At 63.0% G+C, this 16,493-nt stretch carries 16 protein-coding genes; 2 read left to right on the forward strand and 14 right to left on the reverse strand.

The genetic code is table 11. The features are described from left to right. Positions 1–248 precede the first annotated feature (248 nt). Complete coding sequence (locus tag C8N43_RS14100) at positions 249–656, reverse strand: hypothetical protein (protein ID WP_107846417.1); 408 nt, start codon at positions 654–656, stop codon at positions 249–251. 280 nt (positions 657–936) lie between these two features. Between C8N43_RS14100 and C8N43_RS19830 the strand changes: the two genes are divergently transcribed. Beyond that, positions 937–1,776 carry a VPLPA-CTERM sorting domain-containing protein gene (locus C8N43_RS19830; protein ID WP_245913031.1) on the forward strand — a complete coding sequence of 280 codons (840 nt, stop codon included), beginning with the start codon at positions 937–939 and terminating at the stop codon, positions 1,774–1,776. A gap of 10 nt (positions 1,777–1,786) precedes the next feature. Here the strand turns inward: C8N43_RS19830 and ftsA are convergent, their stop codons facing one another. The 9 genes from ftsA to ftsW all read right to left on the reverse strand — a co-directional run bounded on the left by ftsA (position 1,787) and on the right by ftsW (position 11,860). Then, a complete protein-coding gene (gene ftsA, locus C8N43_RS14110; protein WP_107846418.1) occupies positions 1,787–3,121 on the reverse strand; it encodes a cell division protein FtsA in 1,335 nt (444 codons plus the stop codon). Positions 3,122–3,150: 29 nt separating this feature from the next. Further along, entirely contained in the window at positions 3,151–4,041 is an 891-nt protein-coding gene (locus C8N43_RS14115; RefSeq protein ID WP_107846419.1) for a cell division protein FtsQ/DivIB, read from the reverse strand. Further along, positions 4,029–4,907, reverse strand: a complete 879-nt coding sequence (locus C8N43_RS14120) for a D-alanine--D-alanine ligase (RefSeq protein WP_245913033.1) — start codon at positions 4,905–4,907, stop codon at positions 4,029–4,031. The genes C8N43_RS14115 and C8N43_RS14120 overlap by 13 nt, the downstream gene beginning before the upstream one ends. Before the next feature lie 118 nt (positions 4,908–5,025). Beyond that, positions 5,026–5,943, reverse strand: a complete 918-nt coding sequence (gene murB / locus C8N43_RS14125) for a UDP-N-acetylmuramate dehydrogenase (protein WP_107846421.1) — start codon at positions 5,941–5,943, stop codon at positions 5,026–5,028. Between the two features lie 126 nt (positions 5,944–6,069). After that, on the reverse strand, positions 6,070–7,776 hold the full coding sequence (locus C8N43_RS19490; protein WP_146174226.1) for a hypothetical protein: 1,707 nt from the start codon (positions 7,774–7,776) through the stop codon (positions 6,070–6,072). 48 nt (positions 7,777–7,824) lie between these two features. Next, on the reverse strand, positions 7,825–8,094 hold the full coding sequence (locus C8N43_RS14135) for a DUF2484 family protein (protein WP_107847259.1): 270 nt from the start codon (positions 8,092–8,094) through the stop codon (positions 7,825–7,827). 79 nt (positions 8,095–8,173) lie between these two features. Beyond that, a complete protein-coding gene (gene murC / locus C8N43_RS14140) occupies positions 8,174–9,598 on the reverse strand; it encodes a UDP-N-acetylmuramate--L-alanine ligase (RefSeq protein ID WP_107846423.1) in 1,425 nt (474 codons plus the stop codon). Then, positions 9,595–10,641, reverse strand: a complete 1,047-nt coding sequence (locus tag C8N43_RS14145; RefSeq protein WP_245913086.1) for a UDP-N-acetylglucosamine--N-acetylmuramyl-(pentapeptide) pyrophosphoryl-undecaprenol N-acetylglucosamine transferase — start codon at positions 10,639–10,641, stop codon at positions 9,595–9,597. Before C8N43_RS14145 ends, murC begins: the two co-directional genes overlap by 4 nt. Before the next feature lie 52 nt (positions 10,642–10,693). Continuing rightward, the gene (ftsW, locus tag C8N43_RS14150; protein WP_107846425.1) at positions 10,694–11,860 is read right to left on the reverse strand and encodes a putative lipid II flippase FtsW; all 1,167 of its coding nucleotides are present in this window, start codon (positions 11,858–11,860) and stop codon (positions 10,694–10,696) included. Positions 11,861–11,994: 134 nt separating this feature from the next. Between ftsW and C8N43_RS14155 the strand changes: the two genes are divergently transcribed. Then, positions 11,995–12,585, forward strand: coding sequence for a DUF6151 family protein (locus C8N43_RS14155; protein WP_146174227.1), 591 nt, complete (start codon positions 11,995–11,997; stop codon positions 12,583–12,585). A 30-nt stretch (positions 12,586–12,615) separates the two neighbouring features. Here C8N43_RS14155 and C8N43_RS14160 read toward each other — a convergent pair whose 3' ends face one another. The 4 genes from C8N43_RS14160 to C8N43_RS14175 form a co-directional block, all read right to left on the reverse strand. Next, positions 12,616–13,191, reverse strand: coding sequence for a hypothetical protein (locus C8N43_RS14160; protein WP_107846427.1), 576 nt, complete (start codon positions 13,189–13,191; stop codon positions 12,616–12,618). 5 nt (positions 13,192–13,196) lie between these two features. Beyond that, a complete protein-coding gene (gene murD / locus C8N43_RS14165; RefSeq protein WP_107846428.1) occupies positions 13,197–14,591 on the reverse strand; it encodes a UDP-N-acetylmuramoyl-L-alanine--D-glutamate ligase in 1,395 nt (464 codons plus the stop codon). Next, positions 14,588–14,923 carry a hypothetical protein gene (locus tag C8N43_RS14170; RefSeq protein WP_107846429.1) on the reverse strand — a complete coding sequence of 112 codons (336 nt, stop codon included), beginning with the start codon at positions 14,921–14,923 and terminating at the stop codon, positions 14,588–14,590. The genes murD and C8N43_RS14170 overlap by 4 nt, the downstream gene beginning before the upstream one ends. Before the next feature lie 148 nt (positions 14,924–15,071). Continuing rightward, a complete protein-coding gene (locus C8N43_RS14175; RefSeq protein ID WP_158269989.1) occupies positions 15,072–16,445 on the reverse strand; it encodes a tetratricopeptide repeat protein in 1,374 nt (457 codons plus the stop codon). Positions 16,446–16,493 lie beyond the last annotated feature (48 nt).

Below are 16,493 nucleotides of genomic sequence, written 5' to 3' on the forward strand. Positions count from 1 at the left end.
ATGGGGATAACTCTGACCTAGATCGGCATGATCTCGCCAAAACCCCGACATTTCGCGGGTTTACGCGCTCTGACCACTAGGGACAGGGCAAAACGGTACACCCCAAGCGCAAGAGCGCGCGTGGAAAGGTTCATTTGTTGTCAGGGGCCAACTGCTCGGCCATGTCTGCGTCTCTTCCGGACGCGATGAATGAATAATAGCAAAACCGGGACGGGCTGTCATCCCGATTCCCGCCCAAGTGGCGGATTTTATTGACGCTTCATCTCTTTGAGCGAGCGCAGGAATAGCCCGATGCCACCCACCAGAAGTACGAGGATCACCAACAGATCGAAGGCGCTCATGCGCACCATCTGCAAATTGATATTGGCGATCACCCCGAAAACCAGCGCGATCAGCGAGGCGGCGGCAAGCCCCCAGCCCAGAAAGTTGCGCGCGTTGTAGAAGATCATGCCGACGCCGAACATAAACGGCACCAGCACCATGCCCGATGTCACCGGCACGCCGCCGACCCGAAACGCCACCATGCCGAGGCCAAATTGCGGGCGCACGATGATGCCGTTGAGCAGCAGGTAGCCGCCCGCACAAATCATCACGAACCCCAGCAGGAAACTGCCCGTGCCGCCATCCGTGCCCCCTGCCCCGCGATACCGTGCCATGCTGTCCTTCCTTTCACCTCGATCCCCGCGCATGCCAGCGAAGGTATATGGTGGTCGTCAACTGACCCAAGGCGCGGCACAAAGTCGAGGAAAATGCGCGCCGTTCGAGAACCTAGGTGAGAGATGTTGCATCCCGCCCCTTCGGAGCCCTGCGCAATTGGCTGGAACTCATTCCAAGCTGAACAACCCAAGTTTGACAGCTTCCACAAGTTAACCTAGCGTCAATCTTGTTTTCTGAGTGCCCGGCGTCACTCCACGCCGATATTTTCGAGGTTATTCCATGTCCAATTTATCTACGTTCCGGCGTCTTTGCGCAGTCCTGCCACTCGCGCTTTGCACCACCGCCCTCAATGCTGCAACGGTCACGCTGGAGCAGACCAGATTTGGGGGAACCGGAAAAACCGTGTCGCACACGACCGATCTTGATGCGAGCGGATTGCAACGCAACCTGTCCGGCAGTCAGGAAGGCATCAGCGAAGACACCAGCCCGGCCGAAATGAAATTTGACTATTTTGATGCCAGCTTGGGTACGCTGACGGACGTCGAGATCATTTTCACTTTGACGAACCTGGGAACCAACAGGGTCACGCGCGAGGTACAGACCTGCCGCAAATTTGGGGTTGGAAGCTGCGACACCCGCATGTCCGCTGAGGTCAGCGTCAGCTATGGCGTCTTGATAGACCCGTATGTGACCACGCTTCCCGGCGCTCCGGGGTATCGCAATCCCACGGAACTGGGAGTCGGCGCGTCTGAAACACTCAACTCAAACGAGAACGGTGATAGCTTTTCGCCGTCCATGAGGTCAGCGCTGGTGAATATCTCCGGTCCGGGGTCGCAGCTTCCAAATTTCGAAGGAACCGGAACGTTTGGAATTCAGCCCATCTTCGTTGTGCGCAACGACACATTCGTCAGCTGTTCCAGCAGTTTTGGCACGAACATCACCGAATGCAGTGGCGAAACCCGGGTCACCTACAATGCGAACTATCGCGTCGACGTGAAATACACCTATGACGAGTTCCCGCCTGAGTCGGCTCCGGTTCCTTTGCCCGCGGGCTTGCCAATGTTACTTGCCGGTCTGGGCGCGTTTGGTCTGCTTCGTCGCCGCCAAGGCCAAACTTAGAGAACGGATTCTACCAGTTATCCTTGAACCACTTGACCGCCCGCTTGAGTGAGCGGGCGGGATAGCCCTCGACCGGGATGTCGAAATCCCACCATTCGTCCTGTGGATGCGCGGCGAACAGGCAGGTGCCCACGGCGGACGCAAAGCTCGGCCCGGTCACGGATTGCGGCAGGCCTTGAACGCGTAGTGGGCGACCGAGGCGGACCTGCTGGCCCAGAATGCGCGTTGCGAGACCGTCGAGGCCGGGAAGCTGCGACGCGCCGCCGGTCAGCACGATGCGCTGCGAAGGCAGATGCTCGAACCCTGCCGCATCCAGCCGGACGCGGACCTCTTCGAGGATTTCCTCCATCCGCGGGCGCATCACGCCGATCACCTCGGCGCGGGAAACGGTGCGGCGGTCATGTTCCCAATCGCCGGTGTCCGAGCTGAGGTCGATCATATCGCGGTCGTCCATGCCCGTGGCCTGCACCCCGCCGTAGAAGGTCTTGATCCGCTCGGCCGTGGGCATCGGCACCTGCAGGCCCTGGCTGATGTCGGAGGTGACGTGGTCGCCGCCCATCCGCACCGTGTCGGCGTAGATCATGTGTTTCTTGATGAAGATCGAAATGCCGGTGGAGCCGCCGCCCAGATCAATGCAGGCCGCGCCCAACTCCTGCTCGTCCTCGACCAGCGACGAGATACCGGCGGCGTAGCTGGACGACGCGATGCCCGCCAGTTCCAGATCGCAGCGCTTGATGCAGTAGAGCAGGTTCTCGATGGGGGAGCGGTCGACCGACAGCATATGCATGTCCACGGACAGCGCGTTGCCCGCCTGCCCGCGCGGATCGCCAAGGCCCGAGCGGTGATCGACCGCGAAGTTCACCGGCTGCGCGTGCAGGATCTCGCGATCCGCGCCGTAGTCCGGGATGTCACAGGACGACAGGACACGGGCGATACAGTTATCTGTGACAGCGCCGTCATGCAGATCGACCGATCCGGCCAGCCCGTAGGAGCGCGGCTTGGCCCCGGCAAAACAGGCAATGACATGATCGACCCGGACCCCCGCCATCTTCTGCGCGGCCTGCACAGCGGTGCGAATGGCGCGCTCGGTCTCGTGCATCGCATCGATCTCGCCAAAGCGTACCCCGCGCGAGCGTGTCGTGGCCGCCCCGATGACCCGGAAGGAGGACTGCCCGGCCATCGACCCGATCCCGTCGCTTTCACGGAAACTGTCCGGCCCGTCGAAGCGCAGCACCAGACAGGCGATCTTGGAGGACCCCACGTCCAGCACGGCAATCACGCCGCGCTGCATGGCGGCCTGACGTTTGTTTCGCATCGCGCGTTGGGATTGGTAGAGATCGGTCATGGGGCTGCTCTCACGTCTCGTTTTTGCTCTTATTCTGTGCTCGCCTTGACCTGAATCCCGCGCATCTCGCGCATCGTGGTCAGGGCGTCGTCGGTCATTCGAAGGGTCGGGCGGTCGGGCTTGCGCATATCGATATGGGTCACATCGCGGCTGAGCAGATCCTGCGCCTCGTTGAGCGCCAGCACCCGGTCCAGCGCGGCATCCGCGCCGCGCGGCGGCAGCATGATGCGCTGGCCGCGGGTCAGCACCACGTCCCACCGGCGCTCTGACACGCGCACAAGGCCGACGACACGGTCCCGGATCGGCGCGGTCTGGCGCAAAAGCGCGAGCGCTTCGGGCACCGCGGCCGACGCCGCCTCACCCGCGATAAGCGGCAGATCGGGGCGCGCCTTGCGGATCGACAGGGCAGAGACCCGGTGGCCACCCTGATCGAGCAGCTCCAGCCCATCGGGTCCGCGCCAGATGATGGCCGGCACGCGCTCCTCGACATTGATCTGCAACAGCCCGCCCGCCTTGACGCGCACCTCCACGCGTTTAACCGCGTCGAGGCTTTCGACCTGCTTGCGCATCGCCTCAAGGTCGAGATCGAAAGACGACAGCGGCAGGTCCACCGGCATGACTTCGCGGATGGCGGAGTTCAGCTCTGGCGAGGCCCCGTCGATGGCCATGAGTTTGACCATGAACTCCGGACGCTCCTCGATGGAGCGGCGGATTTCGACAACCTTTTCGGCCATGGCCTGCTGCCGCGCCTCGTTGGCGAAGAAGACGTAGCCCGCGCAGAACGCCAGCGCGCAGGGCATGCCCACCCGCACCAGTTTGCGGAAGCCGGGCGTCAGCCACAGCCGTTCCCACCGGTAGGCCCAGCGACTGGGGGCCGGGTCGTGGGATGGGTCGCGGCGCAGGAAGCTCAGCGGTCGCATGACGCGTCCTCCACCATCCATGCGCAGAGCGCGCCCATGGACATGCCGGTCTTCTGGGCCTGCTCGGGGGTGAGCGAGGTGGGCGTCATGCCGGGCTGGGTGTTTGTTTCGAGCAGGATCAATCCGTCCGCGCCGCGGGCTTCGTCCCAGCGGAAATCGGTGCGCGTCACGCCGCGACACCCCAACGCCTGATGCGCCCGCAGGGCGTAGTCGAGGCACAGCGCTTCGATCTCCTTTGGGATATCGGCGGGCACCACATGGCGTGAGCCGCCTTCGGCGTATTTCGCCTCGTAGTCGTACCAGCCGTCGGTGAGAATATCCGTGACGCACAGCGCGCGGTCGCCCACCACGGTCGTCGTCAGCTCGCGCCCCGGCGCGAAGGCCTCGACCATGACGATCTCGGGCATGTCGTCCGACAGCTTCGGCGGCGCGTTCGCGCCCTCTTGCACAAGGTAGACGCCGACCGACGAGCCCTCGTTAAAAGGCTTCACCACGTAGGGCGCGTCCATCACATGGGCGGCCATCACGTCGGCCTTGGAGGCCAGGATCGAGGGGACCACGGGCAGACCGTGTTCGCGGTAGATCGCCTTGGTGCGCTCCTTGTCCATCGCCATGGCCGAGGCCATCACGCCGGAATGGGTGTAGGGAATGCGCAGCCATTCGAGCAGGCCCTGCACGCAACCATCCTCGCCCCAGCGACCGTGAAGTGCGTTGAACACGGCATCAGGGGCAATGTCGACGAGACGCGCGGCGAGGTCCGGACCCGCGTCCAGCTCGACCACTTCGTAGCCCTCATCCCGCAACGCAGCGGCGCAATCACGCCCAGACGACAACGACACCTCGCGCTCTGCCGAGGGTCCGCCCATCAGTACCGCCACTTTGCGAATAGCCCTGCTCGACATATCCGCCTCAATTGCCCCTTTATCGGGCTTATTTTGTGTGTGGAGCCTTTGCGGCCCCTATATTTAGTTTTGCCTGCTCAGGCTAGCGTTTGCCCACCCGAAGCACCTCCCAGTGTAGCTCAATTCCGGAGGCTTTGAGAACCCTTTTCCGCACCTCCTCGCCCAAATCTTCCAGCTCCGCGGCGGTGGCCCCGCCGGTGTTGATCAGGAAGTTGGGGTGCTTCTCGCTCATCTGGGCCGCGCCCAGCCTGTGGCCGCGCAGGCCTGCATCGTCAATCAGCTTCCACGCCTTCAGCTCATGGGTGTCATCGTCGCGCCCGGTGGAGCTGAAACCGGCCGGGTTGCGGAAGGTCGAGCCAGCTGTGCGGTCCTTGGTGGGCTGGGTCGCGTCGCGCTTGGCGAGTTGTGTTTCCATGCGGTGGTGCAGCTCTTGCGGATCGCCGTAGGGCGCTTCTAGCACGGCCTCGACGATCACCAGCCCCGCGGGCAGATCGGAGCTGCGGTAGGCGAAGTTCAGATCGTCACGGCCCAGCGTGACCGTCTCGCCGTCGCGCGTGATCGCGGTCAGCTCGACAAAGACATCCGCCATGTAGCTGCCATAGCATCCCGCGTTCATTGCGATCGCGCCGCCGATGGCGCCGGGGATTGTGCGCAGGAAGGTCAGGTCGAGACCCTGATCCGCCGCCTTGCGCGCCACATGGGCGTCGAGGGCAGCGGGGCCGACGGTGATGGTATTTCCTTGAAAATCAATATGATTGAAGCCGCGGCCGAGGCGGATGACGACCGCATCCAAGCCCCCGTCGCGCACAATCAGGTTTGAGCCGACGCCCATGGGGAAGATGTCGACGCTTGGGTCGAGCGCTTGGAGAAACGCCGCCAGATCCTCGCGATCCGCAGGCTGGAACAGCGCCTTGGCAGGTCCGCCCACGCGCAGCCAGGTGAGGTCCGCGAGGGGGCGGTCGAGGGTCAGCGTGCCGCGGGTTCCAGGGAAATCAGCCATGGCCGCTGGTTACGTGGACAGGGCGCGCGGGGCAAGAAAAAAGGCCGAAAATGGCGGTCGGATACCTGTCGGCTTTGCGTCGGACTTCCGTCGGGCATCATTTCGGAATTTGGCCTTCCGTAAGGATCAAAACAGTTTCCTGAGGCTTTCGACAATTGCCCAAAGGCCAAGACCACGTTTTTGCCATTTCAAAGTGACGTCGACCACTTTTCCGGTCTGACCTTCTGCCGAGACGGCGCGTTCACGATAAATGGCGATTGTTGCGCCAAGCTTCGCCAGTTCAAAATTGATGTCGCGCTGTAGACTAGCGATTGCACCTTCTTCGTGGGTTGCATCCAACGCTCGCATCTGGCGATCGACGCTATCGAGAATATCCTCCAAGACCGCGGCATCTTCTTGGGCCAAAGCGGGACGGTCCGCGCCGTCACCCATTCGCACCGTGGAGACTAGATCGCGAAATCCTTGTAGGACCTCCCAGCGGCTCGCATCCTCTTCGATCCCGATATCTCGCAGTTCGGCGAAGCGGCTGAGTGTACGCGCAAAGTGATTGCGCATGAGGTTGAGGATCGCCTGCCCATTGTCTTGCAGAGCTGGGGCGAGAAGCCCGAACTCCGCCTGAGCGGAGGGATCAAGTCGCGCGTTTTCAATCATGCGACCATATTGAACAAGTTTTCCAACGCGAAGCGTTTGGCGATCTGCGGCTCGTGAAAGCTCCGTCAGAATGGCAATACAATACGTCCTTACGACGCCTGCGCCCTGCATCGCGCTACCTTCAGAATGCATTGCTTCACAGAAAAGCTCCAAGTCTTCGCGAAGATCCTCTGCATCTTCGAGAAAGGCTCTCAGCAAATCCGGGTCATTGAGGTGTTTCCAATCACGATCCAACGGCACGGCTCGCATAACCGCTTCAGCATGGTCGTATGAAAAGTCGAAGAGCGTCGCGCGAAATACCTCAAGCTTCCCCTCTGTGGCTTTGGATATCTGCTTGTGTTGGGCGACAATATCGGCGATTTTTTTCATCGCCTCTGAGGAAGAGCCTGTCCAGTACTCCTCCTCCATGAGCGCAACGTCGGTCAGCATTTCCCACCGGTGTTCAGTGCCGTCAAGTGCGCTCTCATACCAGTCAATCCAGAAAGACCAGTCAATTTTTTTTTCTTGAGAACTGTTAGTTCTAATCTTGCCATCACGCAAAAGTTTGTCCTTGAACTCAGTCCAGATCGTCTTCAGTGGATTGGACCCCGCTGGCCAGAGTGGAACTTTGGAGATTCTAGTGTCTTCTTGCAGCGCGCTACATTCGATGCGAACTGCCTCATAAAAATGTTGAACGGCGGCAATATCCTGCGCGTGTTCTCTTAACTTACCAGCATCAGAGTTCGGCTGGTCTTCTTTCGAAGAAAATACGGTACTGTGGAAAAAAAGAGCATCAGTGGCACTTTTGACTGCGTCAGCAGCTGCACGGACAGCCTCGGGAGGATCCTTGGCCGAAAGTACATCTGCGTTCGAGCGGGCTGTGAAGGCGGCATAGGCCGCCGCTTGAAATTCGAAAGATGCATAAATCCTATTAGTAGCTGAGCGAATTGCGCTCAAGTTGACCCGCCGACCAGTATGCCTCTTCAGACTGGAGCTCAAAGCAATCCGTAGCAGGTGCAGTTGGATGGCGTCGTTTTGCCGAGGGTTGGATTCGGAAAGAGCAAAAAAGTGTTCCCAAGCTATCGGTAAAACTCGCATCGCTGCTCGATGAGAAAGCAGATGCGATGCGTCAATTTGGTCAGATTGTTCGAGCAACCAAGCCTTCACGCTACGGCGACTAACGATATCAGAGATTTCCACCATCCGCGCCACCATGGCGTGATGGGGGCGGTGCGGCAAGGGGCGATGGCGCTACTCCGCGGGGGGTGCGGATTTGCGGCTCATCAGGCGGGCGAGGTAGCGGCCGGTGTAGCGGATGGGCCAGCGGAGCATGGAGGCGCCTGCGGCCAGACAGATCAGACCGACCCAAGGGCCGTTCTCATAGGTCACCCAGCCCAAGAGCGGCACGCCCAGCGCGATCAGCACGTAGGCGCGGCGCCAGTGGTTGTCGCGCGACGGGATCATCGCCAGCAGATTGGCGACAATCAGCCACAGAAACGCGGCGATCAGCGAAAAACTCATCCCAACACCGCCAAAACTCTCGAAAAAGACAAACTCCATAAAAGATAAGATAGCCCGCCTGCGGCTGGGAGAAAGTCAGTCATTCCACACCTTCCGCAGCGGGCGCAGGGGCCAGACGCTCGGGCAGCGCGTTGGCCCATGCGCTGATCGTGCCCGCGCCGAGGCAGACGACCATGTCGCCCTCGGCGGCCTGCTCGCGCACGAGGCGCAGCAGATCGTCCTCGCCCGTGACCGCGCGGGCGTGGCGGTGGCCGTGGCGCACGAGGCCTGCGACGAGATCATCGCGCGAAGCGCCCTCGATCGGGTCCTCACCCGCGGCGAAAATGTCAGTGATGCCCACCACGTCGGCGTCGTTGAAGCAGGAACAGAAATCATCAAACAGCGAGTGCAGCCGCGAGTAGCGGTGGGGCTGGTGGATCGCGATCACCCGGCCCTCGGTCGCCTGACGGGCGGCCTTGAGCACGGCGGCAATCTCCACCGGGTGATGGCCGTAATCGTCGATGATCGTGACACCGCCGACCTCGCCCACCTTGGTGAAGCGGCGGTTGACGCCACCGAACGCCGCCAGCGCCTCGCGGATCTGGTCGGGGCTCATGCCGAGATGGCGTGCGACCGCCACGGCAGACAGCGCGTTGGAGACGTTGTGATCGCCGGGCATGGGAAGCGTGCAGCCCTCGACCACGATGCCATCGTTTTGCAGCGCGATGTCAAAATGCGCGACGCCCGCCTTGTAGTGCAGATTAACCGCGCGCACGTCGGCCTGCGCGTTGAAGCCGAAGGTCACGACGCGGCGGTCGGTGATCTTGCCCACGAGGCTTTGCACCTCGGGGTGATCGGTGCAGCACACGGCGAGGCCGTAGAAGGGGATGTTGGAGACGAAATCGAGGAAACCCTGCCGCAGCGTGTCGAAATCGCCCCAATGCTCCATATGCTCGGGGTCGATATTGGTGACGATGCCGATAGTGGCGGGCAGGCGGTTGAAGGTGCCGTCGCTCTCGTCGGCCTCGACCACCATCCACTCGCCCTGCCCCACGCGCGCGTTGGAGCCGTAGGCGTGGATGATGCCGCCATTGATCACCGTCGGGTCGATGCCGCCGTGATCCAGAAGTGCCGCGACCATCGTCGTGGTGGTGGTCTTGCCGTGGGTGCCCGCGACGGCGATGTTGGACTTGAGGCGCATCAACTCGGCCAACATCTCGGCGCGGCGCACGACCGGCAGTCCGGTGAGGCGGGCGTGGTCCAGCTCTGGGTTGCCGGGCTTAATCGCAGAGCTGATCACCACCACGTCGGCATCCTCGAGGTTCTCGGCCCGCTGGCCTTCAAAAATGGTCGCGCCCATCTTGGCCAGACGATCGGTGATCTTGGAGGCCTTCAGGTCGGAGCCCTGCACCGTGTAGCCGAGGTTGAGCAGCACCTCGGCGATGCCGGACATGCCGATGCCGCCGATACCGACGAAATGGATCGCGCCCAGCTCGATGGGCAGTTTTGTGTCTTTTGCGTTCATGGGCTCTTACTTGCGAGAGTTTCAACGATCTCCACCAGCCGTTCCGTCGCGTCAGGGCGCGAAACCGCAAGCGCGGCCTGCGTCATGTGCAACGCACCGGCGGGGTTTGTGAGAATGGTCTCGATGCTGTCGGCCATCGTCTGGGGTGTGAGCTGGCTTTCGGGCATCATGATCGCCGCGCCTGCATCGACCAGCCCGCGCGCATTGGCGGTCTGGTGATCGCCGGTGGCCGCCGCGTAGGGCACAAGGATCGCGGGGCGTCCGATCACGGAGATATCGGCCACGGAGGACGCCCCGGAGCGCGAGATGACCAGCTGCGCCTCGGCAAAGCGGGCGGGCACGTCCTGGAAGAATGGCGCAACTTCGGCGTCGATCCCGGCCTGCGCATAGGTTGCCGCGGCGGTCTGGGCATCTTCGTCGCGCGCCTGATGGGAGACACGCAGGTTCTGCTTGATCGGCTCTGGCAGCATGGCGATGGCGCTTGGCACGACCTCGCTGAGGATACGCGCGCCCTGACTACCGCCGATCACCACGATCGACATCGGATAGTCACCGGGCACGATATAGGGCGCAGCCTCACGCTCAAGCACGGCATTGCGCACCGGGTTGCCGGTGAACGTGCCCTCGACGCCGTCGGGCAGGTCCGTGGGCCACGTGCCGCAGGCGACAGTATTCACGCGGGAGGCAAAGACCTTGTTGACCTTGCCGAGCACCCCGTTTTGCTCGTGGATCGCGCGAGGGAGCCGCATCAGCCAAGCGGCGGTGATCGCGGGGAAACTGGGATAGCCACCAAAGCCCACCACGACCGCGGGTCGGTCCCGCCGGAACCCAAGCATCGCAGAGGCCACGCCCGCGGCCAGTTTGAACGGGGCCTTGAGCTTGCCCGCCAGACCACCGCGCGCGAAGGTCGCGGACTTGATCTGCTCGATCTCGACCGAGTGGGGGAAGCCGCCCGTGTAGCGCGCGCCGCGCGCATCGGTCGAGAGCTTCACGCGCCAGCCCATCGCCAGCATCGCCTCGGCCAGAGCCTGAGCCGGGAACATATGCCCGCCCGTGCCGCCCGCGGCGATCACAAGGAGAGGCACGCCCGACACGCTAGCCCCGCCGCCGCACGAGGATGTCGCGCATCTCGCCCTGCGGCCGCTCGCGGGTGAAGGCCAGAAGCATGCCAAGCGCGATGCCTCCCGCGATCAGCGATGAGCCGCCGTTGGACACAAAGGGCAGCGTCATGCCCTTGGCAGGCAGCAGACGTACGGCCACGCCCATGTTGATGATGGCCTGCATGGCAAACATCGCCACGAGCCCGGTGCCAGCTAGACGGATGAACGGGTCGCGCTCCTTCATCAGGCGGTAGAGGCAGCGCACGGAGAAGATTGCGTAAAGCGCAATGATGGCCAGCACCATCACTAGCCCGTATTCCTCCGCCGCGACGGCGATGATGAAATCGGTATGCGCATCGGGCAGCGACCACTTCACCGACCCCTCGCCCACGCCCACACCGAAGAAGCCGCCCTCGCGGATGGCGTTGGTGGCGTAGCCCAGCTGTGTCGTGGGATCGACCTCCGTCGAGAGGAACCCGTCGATGCGGCGGGCGAAATGCTCGGACAGGGAATAGGCAGTGACGCCCGCAAAGGTCACCGCCCCCGCCATGACGATCAGCAGGATCATCGGCGCGCCGGCGACGAAATAGACCACGCCCCAGCCGAACAGGACCAGACAGGCCTGCCCAAAATCGGGCTGCATGGCGAGAAAGCCCACGACCACAAGCGTGATGATCAGCGAGTAAAGCTTGCCCGGCGGGCCGTTGATTTCCTGGCTCGCGGCGATCAGCCACGCGGCGGTGACGATGAAGACAGGCTTGAGGAATTCCGAGGGCTGCAGCGAAGCGAAGCCCAGCGAATACCAGCGCGTCGCGCCCTTGCCGAAATCGGTCCCGAAGACCGGCAGCAGCATCAGCGCGATGAGCGTGGCGATGAAAAACAGCGTGGCAAGGCGGCGCACCAGATGGGTCGACATCATCGACACGATGATCATCGTGCCCAAGGCGACGGTGCCGAAGAAGGCCTGCCGGGAGACATAGTGGAACGGGTCCAGACCGTTCTTCTCGGCCAAGGGCGGCGATGCGGCGAGGCCCAAGAGCAGCCCGATGCCGAACAACGCAAACACGCACGTCATCGACCACCGGTCGAGCGTGCGCCACCACTTGGGAAGGATCGGCTCGCCCGGACGCGCCAGAGCGGTGCCGTACACCATCTCAGTCATGAGAATTACCGCCTATACTGCCTCTACGCCCGATTGTTCGGGTCTATACGCGAAGTGTAGCGGCAAAATGCGCTTCGATCCACCCTTGAGTTGACCTAACATGCGGCAGAAATCAGCCGAAATGGAACGCGATGATGAGCGACGCGATATCTCTGACCTGTCAATGCGGCAGCTTCAAAGCACGGCTGCGCGGGGCGGATGCGAAGAACGGCAACCACGGGGTGTGCTACTGCGTGGACTGCCAGGCCTTCGCGCGGCATCTGGTCCAGCTGGACCGGGTCGCGGACGCGGCGGGTGGGACGGAGATTTACCAGACCCAGCCGCACCGGTTCGAGATCACCGAAGGGGCCGCGCATCTGGCAGTCCTGCGGCTCAGCCCGAAGGGTTTGAACCGGTGGTACGCCGCCTGCTGCAACACGCCGATTTGCAACACGCCCCGCTCGCCGAAGGTGGCCTTTGCCGGAGTTGTGGCCGCCAATATCACCGCGCCTGACGGGGCTTTGGGACCGATCCGCTTCCGCTACAAACGCGAGAGCGCGTTGCACCCGGTGAGCGAACCGGCAGGCAACATGGTGGGGTTCGTGGTGAAGACCTTGAGCGCCATACTTGGGGAGCGGCTGAGCGGAAGGTGGCGGGACACGCCGTTCTTCGATGACGGCGGCAACCCGGTGGTCGAGCCGCGGGTGATCAGCCGTGAGGAGAAGGCCGCCGCGTATACACGGTGAGCTTGCCGATCACACGGCGATCATCTCAACCTAGACGCCCGGCCCCATCGCAATGATCCGGGCCGTCAGGCTTTCCAGGCCGTCCGCGCATGACGCAAGATCCAAGGATTGCGCAAACGTGTCAGACATCACGTGCGCCAGTAGATCGTTCACATCAGCGATGACGCTTCCCGCATCAGGGCTCCACGCGAACAGCCCAAGGGGCGGGCTCGGGCCTTTCAGGATCGTCAGCCACTCGCCGTCGAAGCCCACATGCAGCGTCTTTGTATCGGCCGCCTGCGCCAAAGCGTCGATCAGCGCGGACAGCGTCGTGGCGAACACAGTCGGCAACTCTGTCACCACACCACGGGATCGATTTTCGCCGCTATGACCGATGATTTCGAGCGCAGCGAGGCAGAATACCGATCGCTTTTGATCCTCCAACAGCTGCAAGATCCGGCGCGTCGTTCTGGCCTCGTGGATCAGTTGAAAGACCGGCGCGTCTGCGCGGGCTGCGCCATTGGGCTCCAGCACATCCCAATGAGCGCGGAAATCAAGGTAGTTGCCGGGGTCGTCGTCCAATGCGAAGCGGTCGGGTTGCGGGCGGGGCTTCTGGCGGTGGGCCATAGGGTCTAGAGCCGCTCCACGCAGGCGATGAAATCCTCGCCGCGCCGCTCGAAGCTGTCATATTGATCGAAGCTCGCGGCTGCCGGGGCCAAAAGCACCGTGTCGCCCGGCTCCGCATCTTCTGCGGCGCGGGCAACGGCGGTGACCATGTCGCTGCAGACCTCGTGGGGCAGATCGCCAAGCTTCATCGCGAAGGATGGTGCTTCCCGCCCGATCACATAGGCCTTCGTCACCCCGCCCAGATGCGGCAGCAGCGCTTCGAGCCCGCCATCCTTCTCCAGTCCGCCGCAGATCCAGCGGATATTGCGGAAGGCCTGCAGCGCCTTCGCGGCGCTGTCGACATTGGTGGCCTTGCTGTCATTGACGTATTTAACACCGTCCTTCTCGGCCACCAGTTGCGAGCGGTGGGGCAGACCCGCGAAGCTATGAAACGCGGCCTCGATCACGCGCGGGGCCAGACCGATGGTGCGGCAGGCAGCATAGGCGGCACAGGCGTTTTGGTGGTTATGCGCACCGGGCAGGCCCGCGACGCCCCGCAGGTCGATGGAGGCAACCTGCTTGCCCTTGCGCATCTCGGCCAGAAAGCCCTTCTTGGCGAAGACCGACCAGCCGGGTCCGGACAGCTTGCGCCCCGACGAGACCTGGATCACCCGGTCATCGCCGTTCCCGCCGGACAGCTGGTTGGCGAGGTAGCGCCCCTCGTCCTCGTCCACACCGATCACGCAGCGGTCGGGGCCGCCTTCTGCAAAAAGCCTGCGCTTGGCGGCAAAATAGCCGCCCATTCCGTCATGGCGGTCGAGATGGTCGGGCGTCAGGTTGGTGAACACGGCGACATCCGGGGTCAGGGCGCGGGCGAGATCGGTCTGGTAGCTCGACAGCTCCAGCACGACGACCTCGCCGTCGATGGCGGGGTCGAGATCCAGCACGCCGCGGCCGATATTGCCCGCAAGCTGCGTCGGGCGTTCGGCATGGGTCAGGATGTGGTGGATCAGAGCGGAGGTCGTGGATTTCCCGTTCGAGCCGGTCACCGCGATGACCTTTGGCATCCGCTCGAAATTGTCCCAAGCGGGGGTCGCGAAGGAGCGGAAGAATAGCGAGATGTCGTTGTCCACCGGCACGCCCGCGTCCCAAGCCGCGCGGACGACCTTGTTGGGCGCGGGGTAGAGATGCGGAATACCGGGGGAGACGATCAGGCAGGCGGCGCCATCCAGCGCGCCGGGCTTGGCAAGCTCTTTGAGCGCGAAGCCCTCCAACGTCGCCGCATCGCGGGCGGCCTCGTTATCGTCCCAGGCAATGACCTCTGCCCCGCCTTCGCGCAGCGCCCGGGCGGCGGACAGGCCGGAGCGGCCAAGACCCAAGACAGCGACGGTCGCGCCCGCGTAGCCGCGCACGGGGATCATGGGGCGGCCCCCTCGTGCATTCCGGTGGAATAGTGCGAACTGGAAAAGCTCAACTCGACCGCCAACGCGCAGGGCTGGCTGACGTGGGATTTGACCTCTGCCTCAATGGCCCGCAGCAAGTCGCCCATGAAGGCGTCGTCGCGGTGCGGCTTGTCGAGCATGGCGACCCGCAGGGTGACATGGCTGTGGTGAAACTCGCGGCTTGGATAGGCGCGGCCTTTGCAGGCCCCCGCCCCGCTGTCGCGCGCGGCGATCACCTGTTCGACGGCGGACAGGATATCGGGCGCATCAATCGTCAAGTCGGCGGAATAGAGCAGATCGGCCTGCGGCATCAGAAAACCGCCCGCGTGTCATACGGCAATTGCACCCAACCCATCGTCTCGTCCCCCGGCACTTTCTTTCTGCCTTGGTTAAAGGGTTTTGGCGCAGGCCTGAACCGAAAAATGCGGCCGTCCGGCGCGGGTGCTTGCGGGGTCGGGGCTACTCGCCTTCCTCTTCCATGAACTCGTCGTGGTCCTCGCGTATCAGGACGGTCGTTGAGTGGTCCGGGCCAAGGGTTTGGGTGGCGAGGGCCAGGGCGCGCTTGTGCAGATCGCGGGCCTTGTCGATCTCGCCGCGTTCCCACAGGACGTAGGCCATGGTGCCCATGCTTTCGGCCATATCCGGGTGGCCGTCCTCTAGGGCCACGCTGCGCACTGCGTAGGCTTCCTCGTAGAGTTGCTTGGCCTCGTCGAACCTTTCCAATTCGTAGAGTAAATCGGCGAGGCTTTGCACAGTGACGGCGTAGTTGGCGCTCTCATCGCCGATGGTTGCCCGATCAATCTCAAGCACCTTGCGGTAGAGCTCTTCGGCTTTCTCCAGATCGCCAAGATCATGCCACGCCTCCGCAAGGTTGCTGATTGTCGTGGCATATTCCGGATTCATTTCGCCGAACGTGTTGGCCGTGAGATCGGCGGCCTTCTGGAACATGTCGCGGGACGCCGCGAACTGGTCCGCATTATTCAGGCTGAGCCCGTATTCATTATAGGCCTTCGAGAGGTCGGCGGGGCCTGCGGACGCTTCGGCCACTTCAACCAATTGAGCACCGAAGCGAAGCGACGCGTCAAGATCGTCGATGCGCCAGGCCATTTCGCGGGCTTTTACGAGGTTTTCATAGGTCGGGTCCAGCTCTGCGGCGCGTGCATAGAGCGCCGCGGCGTCCGCCCAGCGGAACTCCTGCTCTGCGATCTTCGCCCGGGCGAAGGAGGCCCGCGCCGCGGTCCTGGCGTCACCTGCATCCGCCGCCTGCGAGAGCACCTGATCGGCCACGCCGCGGTCGCCTTCGGTGACGGCGCTTTGGGCCGCTGCCAGCTCCGTCTCGCCAACCTGGCCCTTGAAAGTCTCCAGCGTCGCCCGCAAGGCCGCAAGCTCCGCCAGCGTTTCCTTGTAAGCTGTGTCGATGTCGTCCTTCTGCGCGGAGACCGCCTGAAGCTGGCTTTCCAACAGGGTGCGCTCTGCCTCGCTGGCTTGGGTCAGATCCGCGCGCAGTTGCGCCTCGCGCTTGTCGAGCTGATCAAAGAACGCCTGCTCCGAAAAGCCGATCGTGACGGTGGAGTTTGCGCCGGTCAGCACTTGCGTGCCGGAGCCGGTCTGCACCGCACTGCCATTGTCGGCCGTGATGTTCATGCTTGGTGCGGGCGCGGACACGGCGGCGGGTGGCGGGGCTGAGGGGGTCTGTTGCTTTTGCCAGCCGAACCATCCGGCCACGGTCGCCCCGGACACCACGAGCAAGGGCACCACCACTTTCAAAAACCCAACGAGCGCATTGGCGCCTTTGACGTTGGACTCGTCTTTCCACCAAGCCAATTTGAACACTGAAATGTCTCCAATAATGGAGAAAGCATGCCACAGTTCAGAGATTCG

The sequence above is a fragment of the Litoreibacter ponti genome (assembly GCF_003054285.1).
Classification (GTDB): Bacteria; Pseudomonadota; Alphaproteobacteria; order Rhodobacterales; family Rhodobacteraceae; genus Litoreibacter; species Litoreibacter ponti.